The organism is Streptomyces sp. CA-249302, assembly GCF_050936785.1.
Classification (GTDB): domain Bacteria; phylum Actinomycetota; class Actinomycetes; order Streptomycetales; family Streptomycetaceae; genus Streptomyces.
This window is the reverse complement of the sequence record NZ_JBNJMG010000001.1, coordinates 1,708,043-1,728,473: the sequence shown is the minus strand read 5'-3', so window position 1 is coordinate 1,728,473 and position 20,431 is coordinate 1,708,043. Positions and strand designations below refer to the sequence as shown.

General features: G+C 73.2%; 16 protein-coding genes. 10 read left to right on the top strand and 6 right to left on the bottom strand.

The features are described from left to right. Nucleotides 1-29 precede the first annotated feature (29 nt). The 3 genes from ACQEWB_RS07775 to ACQEWB_RS07765 are packed head-to-tail and all read left to right on the top strand — an operon-like array spanning nt 30 to nt 3,171. Nucleotides 30-1,175 carry a glycosyltransferase family 4 protein gene (locus tag ACQEWB_RS07775; protein ID WP_432828435.1) on the top strand — a complete coding sequence of 382 codons (1,146 nt, stop codon included), beginning with the start codon at nt 30-32 and terminating at the stop codon, nt 1,173-1,175. Continuing rightward, nucleotides 1,172-2,329, top strand: a complete 1,158-nt coding sequence (locus ACQEWB_RS07770; protein WP_432828433.1) for a glycosyltransferase — start codon at nt 1,172-1,174, stop codon at nt 2,327-2,329. The genes ACQEWB_RS07775 and ACQEWB_RS07770 overlap by 4 nt, the downstream gene beginning before the upstream one ends. Further along, nucleotides 2,326-3,171, top strand: a complete 846-nt coding sequence (locus tag ACQEWB_RS07765; RefSeq protein ID WP_432828431.1) for an SGNH/GDSL hydrolase family protein — start codon at nt 2,326-2,328, stop codon at nt 3,169-3,171. Before ACQEWB_RS07770 ends, ACQEWB_RS07765 begins: the two co-directional genes overlap by 4 nt. Nucleotides 3,172-3,221: 50 nt before the next feature. Here ACQEWB_RS07765 and ACQEWB_RS07760 read toward each other — a convergent pair whose 3' ends face one another. Genes ACQEWB_RS07760 through ACQEWB_RS07740 form a run of 5 tightly spaced genes read right to left on the bottom strand, consistent with a single transcriptional unit; the run spans nt 3,222 to nt 7,647 of the window. Next, nucleotides 3,222-4,100 (bottom strand): biotin-dependent carboxyltransferase family protein, encoded by an 879-nt coding sequence (locus tag ACQEWB_RS07760; RefSeq protein ID WP_432828429.1) that lies wholly within the window; start codon nt 4,098-4,100, stop codon nt 3,222-3,224. Then, nucleotides 4,097-4,714, bottom strand: a complete 618-nt coding sequence (pxpB, locus tag ACQEWB_RS07755) for a 5-oxoprolinase subunit PxpB (protein ID WP_432828427.1) — start codon at nt 4,712-4,714, stop codon at nt 4,097-4,099. Before pxpB ends, ACQEWB_RS07760 begins: the two co-directional genes overlap by 4 nt. Beyond that, complete coding sequence (locus tag ACQEWB_RS07750; RefSeq protein WP_432828425.1) at nt 4,711-5,469, bottom strand: LamB/YcsF family protein; 759 nt, start codon at nt 5,467-5,469, stop codon at nt 4,711-4,713. Before ACQEWB_RS07750 ends, pxpB begins: the two co-directional genes overlap by 4 nt. 19 nt (nt 5,470-5,488) lie before the next feature. Further along, a complete protein-coding gene (locus tag ACQEWB_RS07745; RefSeq protein WP_432843682.1) occupies nt 5,489-6,334 on the bottom strand; it encodes a putative hydro-lyase in 846 nt (281 codons plus the stop codon). 17 nt (nt 6,335-6,351) lie between these two features. Beyond that, on the bottom strand, nt 6,352-7,647 hold the full coding sequence (locus ACQEWB_RS07740) for an MFS transporter (RefSeq protein ID WP_432828423.1): 1,296 nt from the start codon (nt 7,645-7,647) through the stop codon (nt 6,352-6,354). 128 nt (nt 7,648-7,775) lie between these two features. Here ACQEWB_RS07740 and ACQEWB_RS07735 point away from each other — a divergent pair, with 128 nt between their 5' ends. From ACQEWB_RS07735 to ACQEWB_RS07720, 4 genes are all read left to right on the top strand, one after another. Then, on the top strand, nt 7,776-8,480 hold the full coding sequence (locus ACQEWB_RS07735; RefSeq protein WP_432828421.1) for a GntR family transcriptional regulator: 705 nt from the start codon (nt 7,776-7,778) through the stop codon (nt 8,478-8,480). A gap of 133 nt (nt 8,481-8,613) precedes the next feature. Further along, the gene (locus ACQEWB_RS07730; protein WP_432828419.1) at nt 8,614-10,143 is read left to right on the top strand and encodes a hypothetical protein; all 1,530 of its coding nucleotides are present in this window, start codon (nt 8,614-8,616) and stop codon (nt 10,141-10,143) included. A gap of 31 nt (nt 10,144-10,174) precedes the next feature. Beyond that, entirely contained in the window at nt 10,175-11,065 is an 891-nt protein-coding gene (locus tag ACQEWB_RS07725) for a hypothetical protein (protein WP_432828417.1), read from the top strand. Nucleotides 11,066-11,102: 37 nt separating this feature from the next. Next, nucleotides 11,103-15,725 (top strand): hypothetical protein, encoded by a 4,623-nt coding sequence (locus tag ACQEWB_RS07720; RefSeq protein WP_432828415.1) that lies wholly within the window; start codon nt 11,103-11,105, stop codon nt 15,723-15,725. Between the two features lie 79 nt (nt 15,726-15,804). On the opposite strand, the gene ACQEWB_RS07715 is transcribed toward ACQEWB_RS07720, so the two are convergent. After that, nucleotides 15,805-16,335 carry a hypothetical protein gene (locus ACQEWB_RS07715; protein WP_432828413.1) on the bottom strand — a complete coding sequence of 177 codons (531 nt, stop codon included), beginning with the start codon at nt 16,333-16,335 and terminating at the stop codon, nt 15,805-15,807. A gap of 418 nt (nt 16,336-16,753) precedes the next feature. Between ACQEWB_RS07715 and ACQEWB_RS07710 the strand changes: the two genes are divergently transcribed. From ACQEWB_RS07710 to ACQEWB_RS07700, 3 genes are read left to right on the top strand one after another with little or no spacing between them, the layout of a single operon-like run. Further along, nucleotides 16,754-19,585 (top strand): nitrate- and nitrite sensing domain-containing protein, encoded by a 2,832-nt coding sequence (locus ACQEWB_RS07710; RefSeq protein ID WP_432828411.1) that lies wholly within the window; start codon nt 16,754-16,756, stop codon nt 19,583-19,585. Next, nucleotides 19,582-20,019, top strand: coding sequence for a roadblock/LC7 domain-containing protein (locus tag ACQEWB_RS07705; RefSeq protein WP_432828409.1), 438 nt, complete (start codon nt 19,582-19,584; stop codon nt 20,017-20,019). Before ACQEWB_RS07710 ends, ACQEWB_RS07705 begins: the two co-directional genes overlap by 4 nt. A 9-nt stretch (nt 20,020-20,028) precedes the next feature. Beyond that, nucleotides 20,029-20,424 (top strand): DUF742 domain-containing protein, encoded by a 396-nt coding sequence (locus ACQEWB_RS07700; RefSeq protein ID WP_432828407.1) that lies wholly within the window; start codon nt 20,029-20,031, stop codon nt 20,422-20,424. Nucleotides 20,425-20,431: the final 7 nt, after the last annotated feature.

Sequence of the window (20,431 nt, the reverse complement as noted above, 5' to 3'; positions counted from 1 at the left end):
ACCACGTCCAGCCCGGCGAGAACACCGGTATGCGTGTCGTCATCGTGACCGAATCCTTTCCCCCCGATGTGAACGGCGTGGCCCACTGCGCGCTCCAGACCGCCCGGCACCTCGTAGATCGCGGTCACTCCCCGCTCGTCGTCGCTCCGGCCAGCACCGCACTCGTCGGCCGGGCCGGTACCGGGCCCGACGCCTCGGCGCCGTGCCCCGTCGTCCGTGTCCCCTCCCTCCCCCTCCCGGGCTATCCCCAGGTCCGAGTCGCCCTCCCCAGCCGACGCCTGGCCGCGGCCATCGTCGAGCACCGGGCCGACGTCGTGCACCTGGCCAGCCCCTTCGTCCTCGGCGTCCGCGGGATGGCCGCCGCCGCCCGGCTCGGCATCCCCGCCGTCGCCGTCTACCAGACCGACCTGGCCGGCTACGCCCGCACCTACATGGGCGCCGGCGAGGCCGCGGCCTGGCGCCGCATACGTTCCGTCCACTCCGCCGCCGACCTCACCCTGGTGCCCTCCAGCGCCTCCATGCACGACCTGGAGACCCACGACGTGCCCCGCCTCAAGCTGTGGCAGCGCGGCGTGGACACCGTCCGGTTCCGCCCCGGGCTGCGCGACGAGAGCCTGCGTCGCGAACTCGCCCCGAACGGCGAGGTGATCGTCGGCTACGTCGGCCGGCTCGCCCCCGAGAAGCACATAGAGCTCCTGTCCGGCGTCTGCGGCCTCGACGGCGTCAAGGTCGTGGTCGTGGGCGACGGCCCCAGCCAGCCGAGCCTCGCCGAGGCGCTGCCGGGCGCGGTCTTCCTGGGCCGCCGCACCGGCGACGACCTCGCCCGGATCTACGCCTCGCTGGACGTCTTCGCGCACACCGGTCCCTTCGAGACCTTCTGCCAGACCGTGCAGGAGGCCATGGCGAGCGGTGTCCCCGTGGTCGCGCCCGCCGTAGGCGGCCCCCTCGACCTGGTCGCCGAGGGGCGCACCGGGTTCCTGGTGCCGCCGCGGGACGCGGACGCCGTACGGGACGCCGTCCAGTCCCTGGTGGCCGACCCGGCCCGGCGGGCCGCCTTCGGCGCCACTGCCCGCGCCACCGTCGAGGGACGCACCTGGGCGGCCGTCGGCGACCAGCTGATCGGCCACTACGCGGACGTCCTCGCCGCGCGCAGGAAGACGGCGGTGGCGGCATGACCCCGCTGCGCATCGTGCGCCTCGCGAACTTCGTCGCACCCGCGTCGGGCGGTCTGCGCACCGCCCTGCGCGAGCTCGGCAAGGGCTACCAGGAGGCCGGGCACGAGCCCGTGCTGATCGTGCCCGGCGAGCGCGCCGACGACCGGGACACCGAGCAGGGCCGCGTCATCACCCTGCCCGGCCCGTTGCTGCCCGGCACGGGCGGCTACCGCGTGCTGACCGACAAGCGGCGCGTGGCCCGGCTCCTGGAGGAGCTGGCGCCCGACCGCCTGGAGGTCTCCGACCGTACGACCCTGCGCTGGACCGGCAAGTGGGCCCGCCGGGCCCGGGTCCCCGCCGTGATGGTCTCCCACGAGACCGCCGACGGCGTCCTGCGCACCTGGGGCCTGTCCGAGAACGCGGCCCGGCGTGCCGCGGACGCGCTCAACGTCCGTACGGCGCACACCTACGCGCGCGTGGTGTGCACCACCGAGTTCGCCGAGCGCGAGTTCGTGCGGATCGGCGCCCGCAATGTCGTACGCGCCCCACTGGGCGTCGACCTGGTGGAGCGGCATCCCTCCCTGCGCGACCCGGAGCTGCGCGCCCGCCACGCGTGCGAGGACGAGATCCTGCTCGTGACCTGCACCCGGCTGTCCGTGGAGAAGCGGCCCGGCACGGCGCTGGACGCCGTGGAGGCGCTGCGGCGGCGTGGCCGCAAGGCGGTCCTGGTGGTGGCCGGGGACGGGCCGCTGCGGGCGCGGCTCGAACAGCGGGCGCGCGAGCGCAAGTTGCCGGTGACCTTCCTCGGGCACGTCTCCGACCGCGGGCTGCTCGGCGCGCTCCAGGCCTCCGCCGACGTGTGCCTGGCGCCCGGGCCGGCCGAGACCTTCGGGCTCGCGGCCCTTGAGGCGATGGCCTGCGCCACCCCCGTCGTGGTGAGCACCTCGTCCGCGCTGCCGGAGGTCGTCGGATCCGCCGGCGCCGTCGCGGCGGACAACGGGGACGCCTTCGCGGACGCCGTCGACATGCTCCTCGAACTCCCCGAGCGGGAGCGGCGGGAGACGGCACGCGCGCGTGCGGAGTGCTTCGGATGGGGTACGGCCGTGGACGCGTTCCTCGCCGCCCACGACGCGACGGTACCGGTGCGTCGTTACGTGCCCGGGGGCGTGGCATGAGACCGGTACGTTTCGTGGCCCTCGGCGACTCGCTCACCGAAGGGGTGGGCGACCGGGTCGGAGACGGGTGGCGCGGCTGGGCCGCGCTGCTCGCCCCCGGCCTCGCCGAGGACTCCGTCGAGTTCACCAACCTCGCGGTGAGCGGGGCGCAGACCCGGGAGGTGCTGGACATCCAGACGCCGGCCGGGCTCGCCCTGCGGCCGGACTTCGCGTCCGTGGTGATCGGCGTGAACGACACCCTGCGCTGCACGTTCGACATCCGCGCCGTCGCCGAACGGCTCGACAAGGTGTACGCGGCCTTCACCGGGCAGGGGGCGACCCTGCTCACGGCCTGTCTGCCCGACCCCGGTTCGATGCTCGGCCTGCCGGGGGCGCTGGCGCGTCCCCTGGCCCGGCGGCAGCGGGCGGTGAACCGGGTGGTGCACGCGCTCTCCGAGCGGTACGGCGCGGTGCATCTGCATGCCGCCGAGGAGGACTGGATCATGGACCGCGGGATGTGGAGCGCGGACCGGCTGCATCCGGGGGAGCGGGGGCATCGGCAACTGGCGGTGCGGTTCCATGCGTTGCTTTCGGAGACCGCGCTTGCCACCGGGCCTGCGCCGACCGCCGAGCCGGAGTTCGCCGGGCCCACCAAGTCGGCGAGTCTGCTGTGGCTGGCCACTGCGGGGACGGGGTGGGTGGCTCGGCGGTGTACCGATCTGTTGCCGCAGTTGATTCGGCTGGCTGCGGACGAGATGCGGCATCGGGCTCGGGGGACGAGTGGGCGGCTTGATCTGCGGGCTTCTGCGGCTGTTTCGGCGGCTTTGGCTGCGCTGTCCGTTGAGCAGGCCGACGCGGTATAGCTGTTTGGCTGCGGGTGCGTGGGGGCTGGTCGCGCAGTTCCCCGCGCCCCTTAACGGCGTTGGTGGCTGTGTACCTCTGTGAAGCGGATCGGCGTGCCCGGTGTGGCCTGGGCCGTGGCCGGGAGGTCCTGTGGGTGGACCACTGCGATCACCGGGTAGCCGCCCGTCGTCGGGTGGTCTGCCAGGAAGACCACTGGTCTGCCATCGGGGGGAACCTGGACCGCGCCCAGGACCATTCCCTCGCTGGCGAGTTCACCCGAGAAGGCTCGTTCCAAGGCCGGGCCCTCTGTGCGCAGCCCGATGCGGTTGCCGGCGGAGGACACGCGGTACGTGCGCGTGGTGAAGGTGCGGAATGCCTCTGGGGTGAACCAGTCGTCGCGTGGGCCGCGTGTGACGCGGAGGACGAGTTCGGTCGGTGGTGCCGGCTGCGGGGTCGTGTCCACGCGCGCGTGGACTCCGTACGGCGCTCCGAGGGGCAGCACCGTGTCGGCCGTCAGTGGGGGCGGGCCCAGGCCGGACAGGAGGTCCGTGGAGCGGCTGTTCAGGACCGGTTCTACGGCTATGCCGCCGGAGACGGCCACATAGGTGCGTACTCCGGAGGTGGCCGTGCCGACGTCCAGGAGGGCGCCTGCGGGGACCCGGACCGGGGCTCCCCAGGCGACCGGGCGGCCGTTCACCGTGACCGGGCAGGGGGCGCCGGTGATGGCCACGGTGACCGTGGAACGCGGGCGTACGGCGCAGCCGTTGAGGGTCGTCTCCAGGACGGCGGCGTCGGCAGGGTTGCCGACCAGGCGGTTGGCCAGGGCCGCCGCCGGGGCGTCGAGTGCGCCGGAGCGGGGGACGCCCAGGTGGGCGTGGCCGGGGCGGCCGTGGTCCTGGACGGTGGTGAGGGCGCCGGCTCGCACCACGACGAGCGCGCGGTCCGTCATGAGGGGGCCACCGGGACGAAGCGCACGCGCGTGCCGGGCGACAGCAGGGCGGCCGGTACGCGCGCGTGGTCCCACAAGACGGTGTCCGTGCGGCCGATCAGCTGCCAGCCGCCCGGGGACGAGCGCGGGTACACGCCCGTGTACGGGCCCGCCAGAGCCACCGAACCCGGAGGGACGGCCGTGCGCGGGGTGGCCCGGCGCGGGACGTCGTAGCGGGACGGCAGTCCGGTGAGATAGCCGAAGCCGGGGGCGAAACCGCAGAAGGCGACGGTGAATTCGATGTCCGTGTGGATGCGGGCCGCTTCGTGCTCGGTCACGCCCCAGTGGGCTGCGACCTCGGCCAGGTCGGGGCCGTCGTAACGCACCGGGATCTCGATCGCCGCACGCGCGCGTGGCGGAGCCGGGGGTACGTCGGAGGCGGTGAGCTCGGTGGCCAGGCGGGCCGGGTCGTCGAGGCCGTCGAGGAGGACCGTGCGGGCCGCGGGGACGATCTCGCGGACCGACAGGGCGCCTTCGGCGCGGCGGCGCAGCAACTCGGCGTGCAGTGCCTGGGCCTCCTCGCCGGAGGACACCTCGACGAGCAGGGCCCGGTCGCCGACGGGCAGTGCCCTCATGCGAAGGCCTCCACCCGGACGCCGGACTCCTGGAGGCGTGCCCGTACCAGCCGGGCCAGTTCGACGGCGCCCGGCGTGTCCCCGTGCAGGCACAAAGAGCGCGCGCGTACCTCGACCCGCGCGCCGGAGTGCGAACTGACCACTCCGTCGCGCGCCAGGTCGACCGAGCGCTCCACTACGGCATCCGGGTCGGTGACCACGGCGCCGTCCTGGCCGCGCGGCACGAGCGTGCCCTCCTCGGTGTACGCCCGGTCCGCGAACGCCTCCGTGACGGCCGGGAGGCCCGCCTTCCCGGCGTACTCCAGGAGCCGTGAGCCGGGCAGGCCGAGCACGGGCAGGCCGACGTCGGCGAGACGTACGCCGTCCACGACCGCGCCGGCCTGCTCCTCGTCGTGCACGACCCGGTTGTAGAGGGCGCCATGCGGTTTGACGTACGACACGCGCGTGCCCGCCGCGCGTGCGAAGACCTCCAGGGCGCCGATCTGGTAAGCCACCTCGGCCGCCAGCTCGGCGGGCGGTACGTCCATCGCACGCCGCCCGAAGCCCGCCAGGTCCCGGTAGGAGACCTGGGCGCCGATCCGGACGCCGCGCTCGGCCGCCAGCTCGCACACCCGCCGCATGGTGGCCGCGTCCCCGGCGTGGAAGCCGCAGGCCACGTTGGCGCTGGTGACGACGGACAGGAGTTGTTCGTCGTCGGTGAGCCGCCAGCGGCCGAAGCCCTCGCCGAGGTCGGCGTTCAGATCGATCGAGGTCATGGATCCTTCGGGTCTCTTCTCAGGCCACGCGGTACTGCTCGTCGCGGGCGTCGGTCAGGAACATCTGGCCCGGGGCGTGCGTGATGGCGAACGGCGGGCGGGACGCCATCACCGCGGCCTGCGGGGTCACACCGCAGGCCCAGAACACCGGGATGTCGTCCGGCGCGGCGTCCACCGGGTCGCCGAAGTCGGGGCGGCCGAGGTCTTCGACGCCGAGCCCGGAGGGATCGCCGCAGTGCACGGGGCTGCCGTGCACCGCGGGGAGCAGCGCGCTCTCCTCGATCGCCGCCGCCAGGTGCCGCGGCGGCACCGGCCGCATGGACACCACCATGGGTCCGCGCAGCCGCCCCGCCGGCCGGCACTGCCGATCGGTCACGTACATCGGCACGTTGCGGCCCTGTTCGAGATGGCGGATGGGGACGCCCGCCCGGGCCAGCGCCGATTCGAAGGTGAAGCTGCAGCCGATCAGGAACGACACCAGGTCCGCGCGCCAGTAGGCGCGTACGTCCGTCGGCTCGTCCACCAACTCGCCGTTCCGCCACACCCGGTAGCGCGGCAGATCGGTGCGCAGGTCCGCGCCGTCCGCGAGGACGGTCGTCCAGTCGCCCGCGTCCGTGACGTCGAGCACCGGGCAGGGCTTCGGGTTGCGCTGGCAGAACAGCAGCATGTCGTACGCCCAGTCGGCGGGCACGGTGATCAGGTTGGCCTGGGTGTGACCGGCCGCGACCCCGGCGGTGGGGCCGGTGAGCCCGTCCCGGAAGCGGGTCCTGGCCGTTTTCGGGCTCCACGCGTGCGCGTGCTCGTCGACGAGGGTCACCGGGCGGTCGTCGGTCGCGAGGGCGACGGGGCGGTCGTCGGTGACGATCCGGTCGTCCGTGTGGTTCACGCCAGCTCCTTCCCGCGCGTCTCCGGCAGCCCGAGCAGCGCCAGCGCGGCGATGCCGTAGCCGATCGCGCCGAACACCAGCGCGCCGCCCACGCCCCAGCTGTCGGCCAGGAAGCCGACCGTGGTGGGGAAGATCGCGCCCACGGCCCGCCCGGTGTTGTACGTGAAGCCCTGTCCGGTGCCGCGCACCGCGGTCGGGTACAGCTCGCTCAGGTAGGACCCGAAGCCGCTGAAGATCGCCGACATGCAGAACCCGAGCGGGAAGCCGAGCACCAGCAGCAGGGTGTTGGCGCCCTGCGGGATGTTCGCGTACGCCAGAATGCAGACCGCCGACAGCAGCGCGAACAGCCAGATGTTGCGGCGGCGGCCGAGCCGGTCGGTGAGATAGCCGCCGGTCAGGTAGCCGAGGAAGGCCCCGGAGATGAGGAAGGTCAGATAGCCGCCGGTGCCGACCACCGACAGCCCGCGGTCCGTCTTCAGGTACGTCGGCACCCAGGTGGCCAGCGTGTAGTAGCCGCCCTGGACGCCGGTGGAGAGCAGGCCGGCGAAGATCGTCGTACGCAGCAGGCCGGGTTTGAAGATCGCGGCGAACGAGCCCTTCTGGGCGCTGTGTTCGCGTACCGCGACCGCCTTGGGGGCGTCGTGCACCCGGCGCCGCATCCAGATCACCAGCAGCGCGGGCAGCGCGCCCGTCCAGAACATGATCCGCCAGGCCAGGTCGTCGCCGGCGAACGAGAACACCAGGGTGTACACGATCGCGGCCAGCGCCCAGCCCACGGCCCAGGAGCTCTGGACCGCGCCGAGCGTGCGCCCCCGGTGCCTGGCGCTCGCGTACTCGGCGACCAGGATCGCGCCGACCGCCCACTCGCCGCCGAAACCGAGGCCCTGGAGGGCCCGGAACACCAGCAGCGTCTCGTAGTTGGGCGCGAAACCGCAGGCCACGGTGAACACGGCGTAGGTGATCACCGTGATCATCAGCGCCCTGACCCGGCCGACCCGGTCCGCCACCACCCCCGCGACGGCCCCGCCGACCGCGGAGACCACCAGCGTGACGGTCGTGAAGAGGCCGGTCTGACCGCTGTCCAGGCCGAAGTAGGCGGCCAGCGCGACCATGCTCAACGGCAGCGTGAAGTAGTCGTACGAGTCCAGGGCATAGCCGCCGAACGCGCCGGCGAAGGCACGCCGGCCGCGCGGACCCAGGGCGCGCAGCCAGCCCAATGCGCCGTCGTGATCGGAGAGTTCACCGGTCTGTGAGCCGCTGACCAGGGCCTGCGGTGGAGGGGTCGTGCTCATGGGCACCTCGCAGAGGGAGACGGAGGGTGCGGAGCTGAGCGGTGCAATGAGCAGCAAGGTAGAGGATCGTTCAACGATCCTTCAATACCCGCGTTGTTTCGTTCTCGTGTCTGCGATTGAATTCCGGCATGGCAGAGCAGCTGAGCGGACTGGCCGACGACCGCGCCCTCCTGGGCCGTACCAGCACGGCCGAACGGGTCGCGGACATCCTCAGGAGTCGTATCGCCGAGGGTTACTTCCCGCCCGGAACCCGCCTGTCCGAGGACAGCATCGGCGGCGCGCTCGGCGTCTCCCGCAACACCCTGCGCGAGGCGTTCCGGCTGCTCACGCACGAACGCCTGCTCGTCCACGAACTCAACCGTGGCGTCTTCGTCCGGGTCCTGACCGTCGAGGACGTGGAGGACATCTACCGCACCCGCAGCCTCGTCGAATGCGCCGTGGTCCGTGGCCTCGGCGCCCCGCCGTACGGCCTCGAAGCCCTCGCCGCGGCCGTCGCGGAGGGCCTGCGGGCGGCTCGCGAAGGTGACTGGAAAGCAGTGGGTACGGCCAACATCCACTTCCACCGAGAACTGGTCTCCCTGGCCGCCAGCGCCCGCACCGACGAACTGATGCGCAGCGTCTTCGCCGAACTCCGCCTGGCCTTCCACATCGTGGACGACCCCAAGGCTCTACATGAGCCATATTTGGCTAGAAATCGTCAGATACTGGGTGCTTTGGAAGCGGGAGAGCGGGCGGAGGCCGAGAAGCTGTTGGCGGTATATCTCGCGGACTCGCTGGACCGAGTGGTGGATGTCTACCGTCGGAGGGTCGGGGAGGGCGAAGCCCTCCTCTGAGGGGTGCGGGGAACTGCGCGACCAGCCCCCACCGGCCTGCGCTGTTCGGAACCACCGCAGTCACCGGCGCTACCGGCGGAGCCGTTCCGCGTCGTTTGGGCCGTTGTCAGACCAAGGACCTAGTCTGTGCACCGTGACTTCGCCTGCTTCGACGGACCGTGTTCCGCCCCAGCTCAGCGCGGGGCCGCGCCCCGCACCGGGCCCGGCCGCCGACGAGGGGCTGGCGCGGCGCCTGCGCGCGCTTGCGTGCACCGCGCCGCTGCACGACCTCGACACACGCAAGGCGAACCTCGCGGGTGAGTACTCGGTGTACGGCATGGCCGAGGTCGCCCTCGCCGCCATCGACCTGGTCACCCTCAACATGGACTTCGACACGGGTGCCGACCACGACCAGATAGTGGCCAGGCTCATCCCGCGCATCGCCGCCCAGGCCCCGCAGCGCCCGGTCACCGAGCACGAGCGCGTGGCGCGCTGGGTCCTCGAGAACCTGATCAACGTCGGCAGTGTGGACCGAGGCTTCCGGGCGGTCTACGGCACCTTCGCGACGGACGGCAGCTATGTCCGCCGGGACTACGACTTCAAGCTGATCGAGGAGGTGCCGGGCCCCGGCGGCACGGTCTACCTCCGTACGACCGACGAGGCGGTCAACGTCCTGGTCGGCGCCCTCGACACCGATGTCACCAGCGCCCAGATCGCGGCCGAGGTCAAGCTGGAGGTCCTGATCAACCGGGGTCGCCTGGCCGACGCCCAGCTCGCCGCCGAGCAGGCACGGTACCGGACCGTGCAGTACTCGGAGACGCTGCGCCGAGCCCTGGACGCGACCCGGCGGAACGTCCGGGCGGTGGACTGGCTCAACTCCGTGCCGGACATGATCGCCGAGGCGCTGGACCACGTGGCCGACCGGTACCGGCACGAGAACGCGATCCTCACCAACATCCGCAAGGCCCGGGACGAGACGGAGGATCCCGAGCACAAGCGCCGGGCCGCCGAGCTGGTCGACATCGTCAAGGACTGCATCCGCCGCCACACGCAGCTCCAGTCCCGCCTGCTGGAGGCCGGACCGCTGTTCCGCGCGGAGCAGGACCGGCAGGCCTTCGCCACGCCGATGACGTCCTCGGGGATAGACCTGTACGGGCACCTGGTCGCGCCCGTGCTGCCGCTGCCCCTGCAGCAGGCGGTCCGGGTCACGGACGCGTTCTTCGCGCGCGGGACCGGGATGCGTACACCGGTGTCGGTACGGGTCTCGGACCTCGTGGACATACTGCTGACGCCGCCGGTGGAGCGGGAGCACCTCGGCGCCGAGATGCCGGAGCCGGACCTGATCGCCACGCCGGACGACAGCCGCTTCAGCGAGGAACAGCTCGCGGCTGCCAAGGAGTTGCTCGACCTGCCGGCCGACGCCCCGCGCCGCCTGTCGGGGCTGCTCGCCGAGGCGCGGCGCAGCGGGGACCTCGAACTGCCGTACCTGGTGGCGCTGTTGTCGGTCCATGCGGCGAGTCCGGCCGTGGGCACGGCCTATCGCCAGGGCGAGGAGAAGCTGCTGTTCGCCGTGGACGACGGGACGGAACTGGACGACCCGGAGTTCGGCGGGGCCGACCTGATCGTCGGGACCGCCCTGCTGGACGCCGCGGGGATGGCGGCGGACCGGACGGAAGCAGCATGAGTGAGCACGTGAGCGACAAGGAGCCCGAGCAGTGACCGAGCACGTCGAGTGGAGCGACCCGGAGACCCCGGCCCCGTCGGCGACCGCCGCCGTCACGCCCGCCGACGCCGCCGACGCGGCCCGGCTCGTAGCCTTCGGGCTCCAGCCCAAACTGCAGCCCGCCCGCGACCAGGAGTACGCCGAGCTGCTGCGACGCTACCGGGAGGACCCGCCGTTCGCGCGGCTCGCGGACGCCGTGGCCGCCGGGCTGGGTCTGGTCGTCCTGGAGGTGTCCCCGCGCGCGGGGATGGCCGTGACGGCCGCCGAGGACTCGGTGTTCGCCGTCCGTATGGGCGACTACGCCCGTCGTACGTCAGCCGACGGCGGCGACCGCTTCCTGCACGGCCTGGCTCATCTCGCCGTCGCCGCGATGGCGTTCCCGCGCCCCGAGGACCTGGCCGACGACGGGTACATCGGCCGTGTGACGGTCAACGGCGTCGACGCCTTCGTCCGGCAGGCCTGCCGGCGCCTGGAGGAGCGCGCCGACGAGCAGGGCGAGAACACCGACCCGGCCACCGACGCACCCGGTCTGGAGGCCGCCTGGCGGATCTGGGTGAGACGCAGCGCCGCCGGTGCCACCAAGGACGCCCGCAGACTCTCCGGTTCGACCACCGGCATCGTCGGCAAGGCCGTCGCCTTCCTCACCGACTCCGGGTTCCTGCAGCGCACCGGTGACGACAACGGCGGGACCTACCGGACGACGGCCCGCTACCAGCTTCAGGTGCGGGACATGGCGGGCAACGCTGCGATGGCCGAGCTGCTGGAGCTCGGCGTCGTCCCGGTGACCGACGGCACGCCCACCCTGCTGCCCCCCGAGGACACCGCGGACCTGGAGCTGGCGGCCGACGCCGGGCTGCCGTTCCACGCCTCGTCCACCTCCTGAACTTCCCCGACCTGCCGAAGACTTACGAGAGTCCGCCATGTACGAGCTGTCCCGGGTCCGCCTCTACTCCATCGGCCCCGCCGGTGCGCGCTACGCCGACACCGTGCTTGACCTGCGGGGTGTCGGCGAGCCCGTACCCGATCCCGCGCCCGCCCAGGCGGAGTTCTTCGAGGACGAGCCGGTCGGCCCGCCGCGCCGCCCCGCGCCCGCCGGCGTGCTGTTCCTGGAGAACGGCGGCGGCAAGTCGGTGCTGCTCAAGCTGATCTTCTCGGTGATGCTGCCGGGCCACCGCAACACCCTCGGCGGCGCCAGCTCCGGCGTGCTGCGCAAGTTCCTGCTCGCCGACGACTGCGGGCACGTGGTCCTGGAGTGGCAGCACACGCTGACCGGCGAGTGCGTCGTCGTCGGCAAGGTGAGCGAGTGGCGCGGGCGTCAGGTCTCCAACGACCCGAAGAAGTTCGCCGAGGCCTGGTACTCCTTCCGGCCCGGGCCAGGGCTCTCCCTGGACAACCTGCCCGTTGCCGAGGCGACTTCAGTAAGGCCGCCTGTCGAGGGCCAGTCGGGCGCGCAGGGCCGCCGCCGGACCATGAAGGGCTTCCGGGACGCCATCACCGAGGCGGGCAAGGCGTATCCGCATCTGGAGGTGCACTGGGAGGAGATCCACGACCGCTGGATCGAGCACCTCGGCGACCTCGGCCTCGACCCCGAACTCTTCCGCTACCAGAGGGAGATGAACGCCGACGAGGGTGAGGCGGCCGGCCTCTTCGCGGTCAAGAAGGACTCCGACTTCACCGACCTGCTGCTGCGCGCGGTCACCGACACCCGGGACACCGACGGGCTCGCCGACCTGGTCAGCGGCTTCGGCAACAAGCTGGGTCGGCGGGCCGAGCTGATCGCCGAACGGGAGTTCACCGCCGGCTCGGTGGACCTCCTCGGGCGGATCGTCGAGGCCGCCGAGGGGCGCGCACGCGCGCGTGACATCCACCTGGGTGCCGAGCGTCGTACGCGCACGCTGGCGCGGCGGCTGTCGGCGCGGGGCGTGCAGGAGCGGGCGCGGGCCGCCGACCTCGCCCAGCGCGTCACTGCGGCCGCCTACGCGGTCACGCACGCCGAGGCGGCCCGGGAGCGCAGCGCGCTGATCGCCGCCGAACTCGCCTACCGGAACGCCTCGTTGGCGCTGGCCGGCGCCGAGAAGTCGGCTTCCGGGCAGAAGCGCGAGCTGGCCGACGCCCGCACCCTGCACTCCGCCTGGCAGGCCGCCGAGATCGTGCTGCGCCACCGCGCCGCCGCCGACCGTGTCGCACGGGTGGCCGCCGCCATCCAGGAGGCCGAGCGGGACGCGGCCCCCGCGCTCGCCGCCCGCGCCAAGGCCGCCGTCGACCTCGTACGGGCCCTGCACTCGGCCGCCGGGAGCGCCGAGACCCTCGCCAACGAGGAGGAGGAGCGGTCCGCCGCACTCCAGGAGGCCGGCGAGGCCGCCTACCGGGATTCGACCGCCGCCGCCACCGAGGCGCAGCGGGCCCGCAGCGAGGTCGGCCATCTGCGCCAGCGTCTGACCGAGGTCGAACAGGAGACCGCCGAGGCGGTGCGGGCCGGCTGGCTCGACGACAGCGCGCCCGACGCGGACCCGGCCCGCGCGGCCCTCGCGGCCAGCGACGCCGAGAAGAGCGCGGTCACCGCCTGGGACACGGCGCGCGAGGCCGCGCGCAAGACCACGGAGCATGCGCGCGAGGCGGCCTCGGCGGAGTCCCGCGCGGAGCTGACCGCCGCCCGTGCGGCGGACGCGGCCACGGCGACCCGGCGGTCGTACGAGGCCGAGCGCCGGCTCGCCGAGGCGCTGGCGGCGGAGGAGCGGCTCGCCGAGCTGCTGAGCCTGTCCGGCAGCGGCCCCGCCCGGTCCGCGGTCCCGCAGCCGCGGCACGAGGCGCAGGGCGACGAGGGGGCGCTCACCCCGGAGGACCTGGACCGTTTCGCCGACGAACTGCGCGAACTGCTCGACGACTCCGTCTCCTCCGCCGAGCGGCAGCTCTTCGAGCTGCGCACCGCCGCGGCCGACGACGCCCGCATCCTCGGCGCCCTCGGCGACGGCGGACTGCTGCCGCCGGGTCCGGACGTCCTGGCCACCGTGGAGTTCCTCGGCGAGCACGGCATCCCGGCGCTGCCCGGCTGGCGCTACCTCGCCCAGTCCGTCGACCCAGCCGACCACGCGCGCGTGCTGGCCGCCCGGCCCGAGCTGGTCGACGGCGTGATCATCACCGACCCCGACACGCACGCGCGGGCCCGTGACGCGCTCGCCGACGCCGCACTGCTCCCACGGTCCGCCGTGGCCGTGGGCACGGCGGCCGCCCTGCTCGCACCGACGCCGGCGCCGGACACTCAGCCCGGCGACGTGTTCCTCGTACCGCCGAACCCGGCCATGCACGACGAACACGCCGCCGACGAGGAACGTCAGACGCTCAGGGCGCGGGCCGGCCGGCGGGACGAGGAGATCCGGACGCTCGCCGCGCGGCTCGGCAAGGACCGCGAGCTGGCGGCACGGCTCGCCTCCTGGCGCACCGGCTGCCCGGCCGGGCGGCTCGTCGAGCTGTCGCAGGCCGCGTACGACGCGGGTGCGTTCGCCGAGGAGGCGGAGGCCGAGCTGGCCGAGGCGCGCACCGTCCGGGCCGAGGCCGACGAGGCGGCCGCGGAGGCCACACAGGTGCGGGAGGAGCGGCAGGAGGCCGCGCAGAAGGCGCGGCGGGCCGCCGACGCCCTGGCCGGGCTCGCCTTCCGGCTGCGCGAGCGGGCCGGTTGGCAGGTCAAGGTGCGCGAACTGGCCGACGAGGGCGCCGAGTCGGAGGCCCGCGCCCAGGCCTGCCTGGAGCGCGCCCGCGCCGCCGACGAGGACCGGCGCGCCACACAGCGCGCCGCCGACGACGCCCGCCGCACGGCCCGCGCGCTGCGCGCCGAGCGCTCCGAGATCGCGGGCGCCCCCGACGACGTACCGGACACGGACGAGCACGACCCCAAGGCGTCCCTGCCCGCCCTGCGTGAGGCCTACCGGGCCGCCTCCCAGGTCTACGAGAAGGTCGGCGTCGGCGCCGACCTGCGCGCCGAACAAGCCCGCGCGGAAAGCGACGAGAGCGCCGCCATCGCCGAGCTGGACCGGCTCAGCAACAAGGTCCGCACCCGCGCCGAGCAGCTGCTCCAGTCGCCGGACGGCTCCGACGGGCCGTCCCGGCAGGCCGCCGCCGCCCGCGCCGAGGAGCTGGTGCAGCTCCTGGAGACCCGGATGTCCACCGCCAGCGAGCAACTCGGCCGACTGCGTGGCGAGGCCGAGCGGCACGCCCCCGAGGACGGCGAGGCGCACACCGAGCTGCCCGAGGAGCTGGAGCCGCGCGACGCCGAGCACGCCCAGGCGCTGCTGCGCACGGCGACGGCCGAACTGGCCTCCCACACCGAGTCGTTGACCCAGGCCCGCGAGGCCCACGCCGAACTGCTCGACGCCCACCGGGCCGCCGAGGACGGCGCCGGCGGCTTCGACGAGACCGCCGCGATGCTGCGGGACCTGCTGCGCGAGCACAGCTTCGACGAGGAGCAGGAGGAGCCGGATCCGTTCCCGGGCAGCCTGGAGGACGCCCGGCAGTCCGCCGCCGAGGCCCGGCGCTCGCTGCGCGGCTGCGCCGCCGACCTGTCCGCCGCCGAGGCCGCCGTACGGGAGGCGAGCGACGTCCTCGTCCGGCACGCCAACGCCACGCGCTACGAACAGGTCCGCACCCCCGCCCGCCAGCAGATCCGCGAGCTGCCCGCCTCCGCGCTGCCCGAGCACGCCCAGAAGTGGGCGGACGCCTTCGCGCCCCGACTGCGGGTGCTCACGGACGAGTTGGCGCAGCTGGAGCGGAACCGCGACTCGATCGTGGACCGCCTGCGCGGACTGGTCGAGTCGGCGCTCGCGACCCTGCGCTCCGCCCAGAGGCTGTCCCGGCTGCCCGAGGGGCTCGGCGAGTGGTCCGGTCAGGAGTTCCTGCGCATCCGCTTCGAGGAGCCGGACCAGGCCTCCCTCACCGAGCGACTCGGCGAGGTCATCGACGAGGCGACCCGGGCCGCCGTGAAGAAGAACTCCGACCTGCGCCGCGACGGCATGTCCCTGCTGCTGCGTGGCGTGGCCGCCGCGCTCCAGCCCAAGGGCATCGCCGTCGAGATCCTCAAGCCGGACGCCGTGCTGCGCGCCGAGCGGGTCCCCGTCGGCCAGATGGGCGACGTGTTCTCGGGCGGCCAGCTGCTCACCGCCGCCATCGCGCTGTACTGCACGATGGCCGCGCTGCGGTCCAACGACCGGGGCCGCGACAAGCACCGGCACGCGGGGACGCTGTTCCTCGACAACCCCATCGGCCGCGCCAACGCCACCTACCTGCTGGAGCTCCAGCGGGCTGTGTCGGACGCGCTCGGCGTCCAACTCCTGTACACCACCGGCCTGTTCGACACCACGGCGCTGGCGGAGTTCCCGCTCGTCATCCGGCTGCGCAACGACGCCGACCTCCGGGCCGGCCTCAAGTACATCAGCGTGGAGGAGCACCTCCGGCCGGGACTTCCCCAGCAGACGGCCGGGGAGGACGAAGCGGTGCACAGCGAGATCACGGCGACCCGCATGTTCAAGCGGCCCGCGCCGACCGGCGGTTGACCGAGTTCGCGACCGGTGGGGCCGGCGCGGGCGCTGCCGCTCGCCCGGCCTCGCCGTATGTCCTCAGAGCCGTATGCCCTCAGGAGTGCGACAGGCGGCCGGTGCCGCTCTGCCTGCGTATCCGCTCCTGCGCGCGCTCCGCGGCCCGCCCCTGACGCCTTGCCCGGCGACGCTCGCGCCGCAGCGCGCGGGCCGTGCTGCTCGGCACCGAGATCACGCCGTTGCGCTGGTTCCACACCTGGCGGGTCACCCAGACGTCCAGCGCGCCCCAAGTCGCCACCACCGTACTGACGACGCTGCTGATGACCATCGGGAAGGCCAACCAGGATCCGGCCATGGTGCAGAAGAAGGCCACCATCGCCTGGACCATCGTCACGGCGATGATGATCACCGCCCGCACCGCCGCCGTACGCACCGGATCCGGCATCCGGCGCCGCCGCGCCGGCTCCTCGACCCACAGTGGCCGGGCCTGAGTCTGCCCGCCGCTGTCGACCGCCTCGCGTGCGTCCGCCGGAATGTCGCGATCCGGTGCCTCAAGGCTTCCCTGTCGCACCGTCACGTGCGCCACTGCCCCATCCACGGCCGCCTCGCGCCGCTCCGCCGTGCCCATCAACGTGTCACTCCCCACCGCCAGCAGACCGCTCGCCCCGTGCCCGACGGCACGGCTCCCCAGTGGTTGCCCGGCTTGCGCTGTTTTACGCGGCCGGGGTGCGGGATGCGGCTCCTGTGGCCGATTCCGCCCCCATTTCCCATAGAGAAGGACGAACGGCGCGCCGCGAAGATTCCCAAGCAGCGAAAAATTTCGGCCAACTGATCGAACGGGCCTGCCGGATGGGTTCCCGCGGCCATTCCGGCAAACGAGGAGACAATCTCCGCTCATGACCGGACAACTCCCCATGTCTCGTCGCCCGCGCGGAAGTTCATCTTCCGGACCGCTCTTCGAGTTACCTGTGTGTCAGTAGTAGGCTCGCGCCGTTTGTTGACGTACATGTGTACCCCGGCCGGTGGGGGACCAGCTGGGGGAGGCCATGCGCTTTCGCGGGAAGTCGATCCGCCGGAAGATCGTGGCGCTGCTTCTCGTGCCGCTGGTGTCCCTGACGGCGATCTGGGGCTTCGCCACGGTACTGACGGGCCGCCAGGCGGAGCAGCTGTTCAACGTGTCCGACGTGGTGGAGAAGATCGCCTACCCGATCGAGGACACCGTCCGGGTCCTGCAGCAGGAACGCCGCCAGTCCCTGGTCTACCTCGCCGACCCGCGGGCCTCCGACGGACTGGTCGATCTCCGGCGCAGCCGGACCGCCACGGACAAGGCCGTCGCCGAGATCCGCAGGAACGCCAAGAACCCCGATGTCCGCGACGCCATGGGCGCGGACGCGGGCGAGCGGCTGACCGCCGTGCTGGACGCCTTCGACGGCGTCGAGTCCCTGCGCCGCAGCGTGGAGGACGGTACCGTCAACCGCGCCCAGGCCCTCGACCTCTACAACCGCCTGGTCGACCCCTGCTACGTCCTGCTCGCCAACCTCCACGTCGTCGACAACGTGGAGATGGACAAGCAGTACCGTGCCCTGGTCAATCTCGCCCGCGCCCGGGAGCTGCTCTCCCGCGAGGACGCTCTCCTGGGCTCGGCGCTGATCGTCGGCAAGCTCTCGCGCGACGAGGACCGTGACGTCACCGACCTGGTGGCCCAGCGCGGCCTCATGTACGACGTCAACCTGCCGCTGCTGCCCACGTCGGAGCGCGACCGCTACGAGCGGTTCTGGAAGAACGCCAACACCGCACCGCTGCGGGTGGCCGAACAGTCCGCCGTCGCCGCCACCAGTGGCACGGGCGAGGTCACCGCGCAGAGCTGGGACACCGCGGCCGGAAGCGTGCTCGACAAGCTCGGCACCCTCAACGACCAGGCGAGCGACCGCTATCAGGACCGCGTCCGGCCGGTGGCCCTGAACGTCATCGCCAAGGCGGCCGTCGCCGGCGTACTCGGTCTGCTCGCCCTGCTGTTCTCGCTCTTCCTGTCCGTGCGCGTCGGCCGCGCCCTCATCCGCGACCTGCGCCTGCTGCGCCTGGAGGCCCACGAGGCGTCCGGCGTGCGGCTGCCCAGCGTCATGCGGCGCCTGTCGGTGGGTGAGCAGGTCGACGTGGAGACCGAGGTCCCGCGCCTGGAGTACGACAAGAACGAGATCGGCGAGGTCGGCCAGGCCCTCAACACGCTGCAGCGGGCCGCCGTCGAAGCGGCCGTCAAACAGGCCGAGTTGCGGGCCGGCGTCTCCGAGGTCTTCGTCAACCTCGCCCGCCGCAGCCAGGTCCTGCTGCACAAGCAGCTCACCCTCCTCGACACCATGGAGCGCCGCACCGAGGACACCGACGAACTCGCCGACCTCTTCCGTCTCGACCACCTGACCACCCGTATGCGCCGGCACGCCGAGGGCCTGGTGATCCTCTCCGGCGCCGCACCCTCCCGGCAGTGGCGCAAACCCGTCCAGCTCATGGACGTCGTCCGGGCCGCCGTCGCCGAGGTCGAGGACTACGAGCGCATCGAGGTCCGCCGGCTGCCCCGGGTCGCCGTCACCGGACCGGCCGTCGCCGACCTCACCCACCTGGTGGCCGAACTCCTGGAGAACGCCACGGTGTTCTCCCCGCCGCACACCGCCGTCCAGGTCCTGGGCGAGCGGGTGGCCAACGGCTTCACCCTGGAGATCCACGACCGCGGCCTCGGCATGGCCGCCGACGCCCTCCTGGACGCAAACCTGAGGCTCGCCGAGACGCCCGAGTTCGAGCTGTCCGACACCGACCGGCTCGGCCTGTTCGTGGTCAGCCGGCTCGCCCAGCGGCAGAACGTCCGGGTCTCCCTTCAGCCTTCCCCCTACGGCGGCACCACCGCCGTGGTCTTCATCCCCGACGCCCTGCTCACGGACGACATCCCGGACACCAACGGCATCGGCTTCCGCCTCGACCGGCCGCACCCCTCGAAGGAGGCCGAACTCGAGGAGAGCCACCGCGCCGCGCTCTCCCACGTGCCCGTGCAGCTGCCCGGACTGCCCGCCTCCGTCCTGGACGGTCCGGTGGAGCTGGAGGCCCCCGTCGACCTCGACGCCATCGAGGACTTCCCGGGCGCGCTCGACGACGAGGACAGCGAACGCGGTGGGATCTTCCGCCCGCGCCGCTCCATCGCCCTCGCGCAGGACGAGACGGCGGCACGCCAGGGCGATCCGCTGCCGTACGACGGTGACGGTCACGAACCGGCCCCCGACGGCCTGGACGGCCGGCCCGGCGGTCCGGTGGCGCTGCCCCGCCGTCGTACGCCCAAGCTGGTCAGCTCGCACGGACGTCCGGTCATCGAGCAGCGCTCGCGCCGCGAGGACACGGACGGCGTGCCCCTGACGGGCCCCGCCCGGACCGAGCCGGATGCCGTCGCGCCGCTGCCCGCACGCCGCAGAGGCGACGAGCCTCTCGTGGGCAGGGGACCGGACCGGGCGGTCCCGGAGGGCGCACCGCCGCTGCCGACACGCCGGCGTGGCGCCTCGTCCCTGCGCCCGGGCGGAATCGACCGGCTCGGCGAACCCGCCGCCCCGTCGGCCGAGGAGCACGCTCCCGCCGCGCCCCCGGAGGCGCCCGGCCCCGGCGTGGCCCCGCTGCCCCGGCGCGTGCGCCAGGCCAACCTGGCCCCGCAGCTGAAGCAGAGCGGCCCGCGACGGCCCGCGGCGAGCGCGGATCCCGCGGAGGAGCGGGACGCCGACGAGGTACGCAGCCGTATGGCATCGCTCCAGCGCGGCTGGCAGCGAGGCCGCGAGGAGAACGCCGCGGGGGACAATGCATCCAGCGGCACAGCACCACGAGGAACGAATGAGGGGGACGGTCGATGACCGCACCGAAGGCGACCGGCCAGGGCGAGACCAGCAAGGCCGGGGAGCTCAACTGGCTCCTGGACGAGCTGGTGGATCGGGTCGCGAGCATCCGCAAAGCCGTCGTGCTTTCCGGCGACGGCCTGGCGACCGGCGTGTCCAAGGACCTGTCCCGGGAGGACAGCGAGCACCTTGCCGCCGTCGCCTCCGGGTTCCACAGCCTGGCCAAGGGCGTGGGCCGGCATTTCGAGGCGGGCAACGTCCGGCAGACCGTCGTCGAGCTCGACGACGCCTTCCTGTTCGTGACGGCCGCGGGTGACGGCAGCTGCCTCGCCGTCCTGTCGGACGCCGACTCGGACGTCGGCCAGGTCGCCTACGAGATGACGCTCCTGGTCAAGCGGGTCGGCGTGCATCTGGGTGCCGCTCCACGCACCGATCTGCCCGCAGGCGGGTAGTGGGATGTCATGAGCGCTGACGGTCAGGGAAGAAGCCACTGGTTCGACGACGAGGCAGGACCGGTCGTCCGCCCGTTCGCGATGACGCGCGGCCGCACCAGCAGTCCGGGCCAGCACCGCCTCGACCTGATCGCGGTGGTCGCCACCGAACCCGACGCGGACGACCCGGACGCCGACTCGACGCTGTCCCCGGAGCACGTGGACATCGTCGACCTGTGCCGGGACGCGCCGCAGTCCGTCGCCGAGCTCTCCGCCGAACTCGATCTGCCCATCGGAGTGGTACGGGTCCTCATCGGGGATCTCGTGGACGGCGAATTCGTCCATGTGACCCGGCCCGTACCGCCTGCCGAGCTGGTGGACGAGAGTATTCTGCGCGACGTGATCAGCGGCCTCCGGGCGCTGTGAGCGGCGC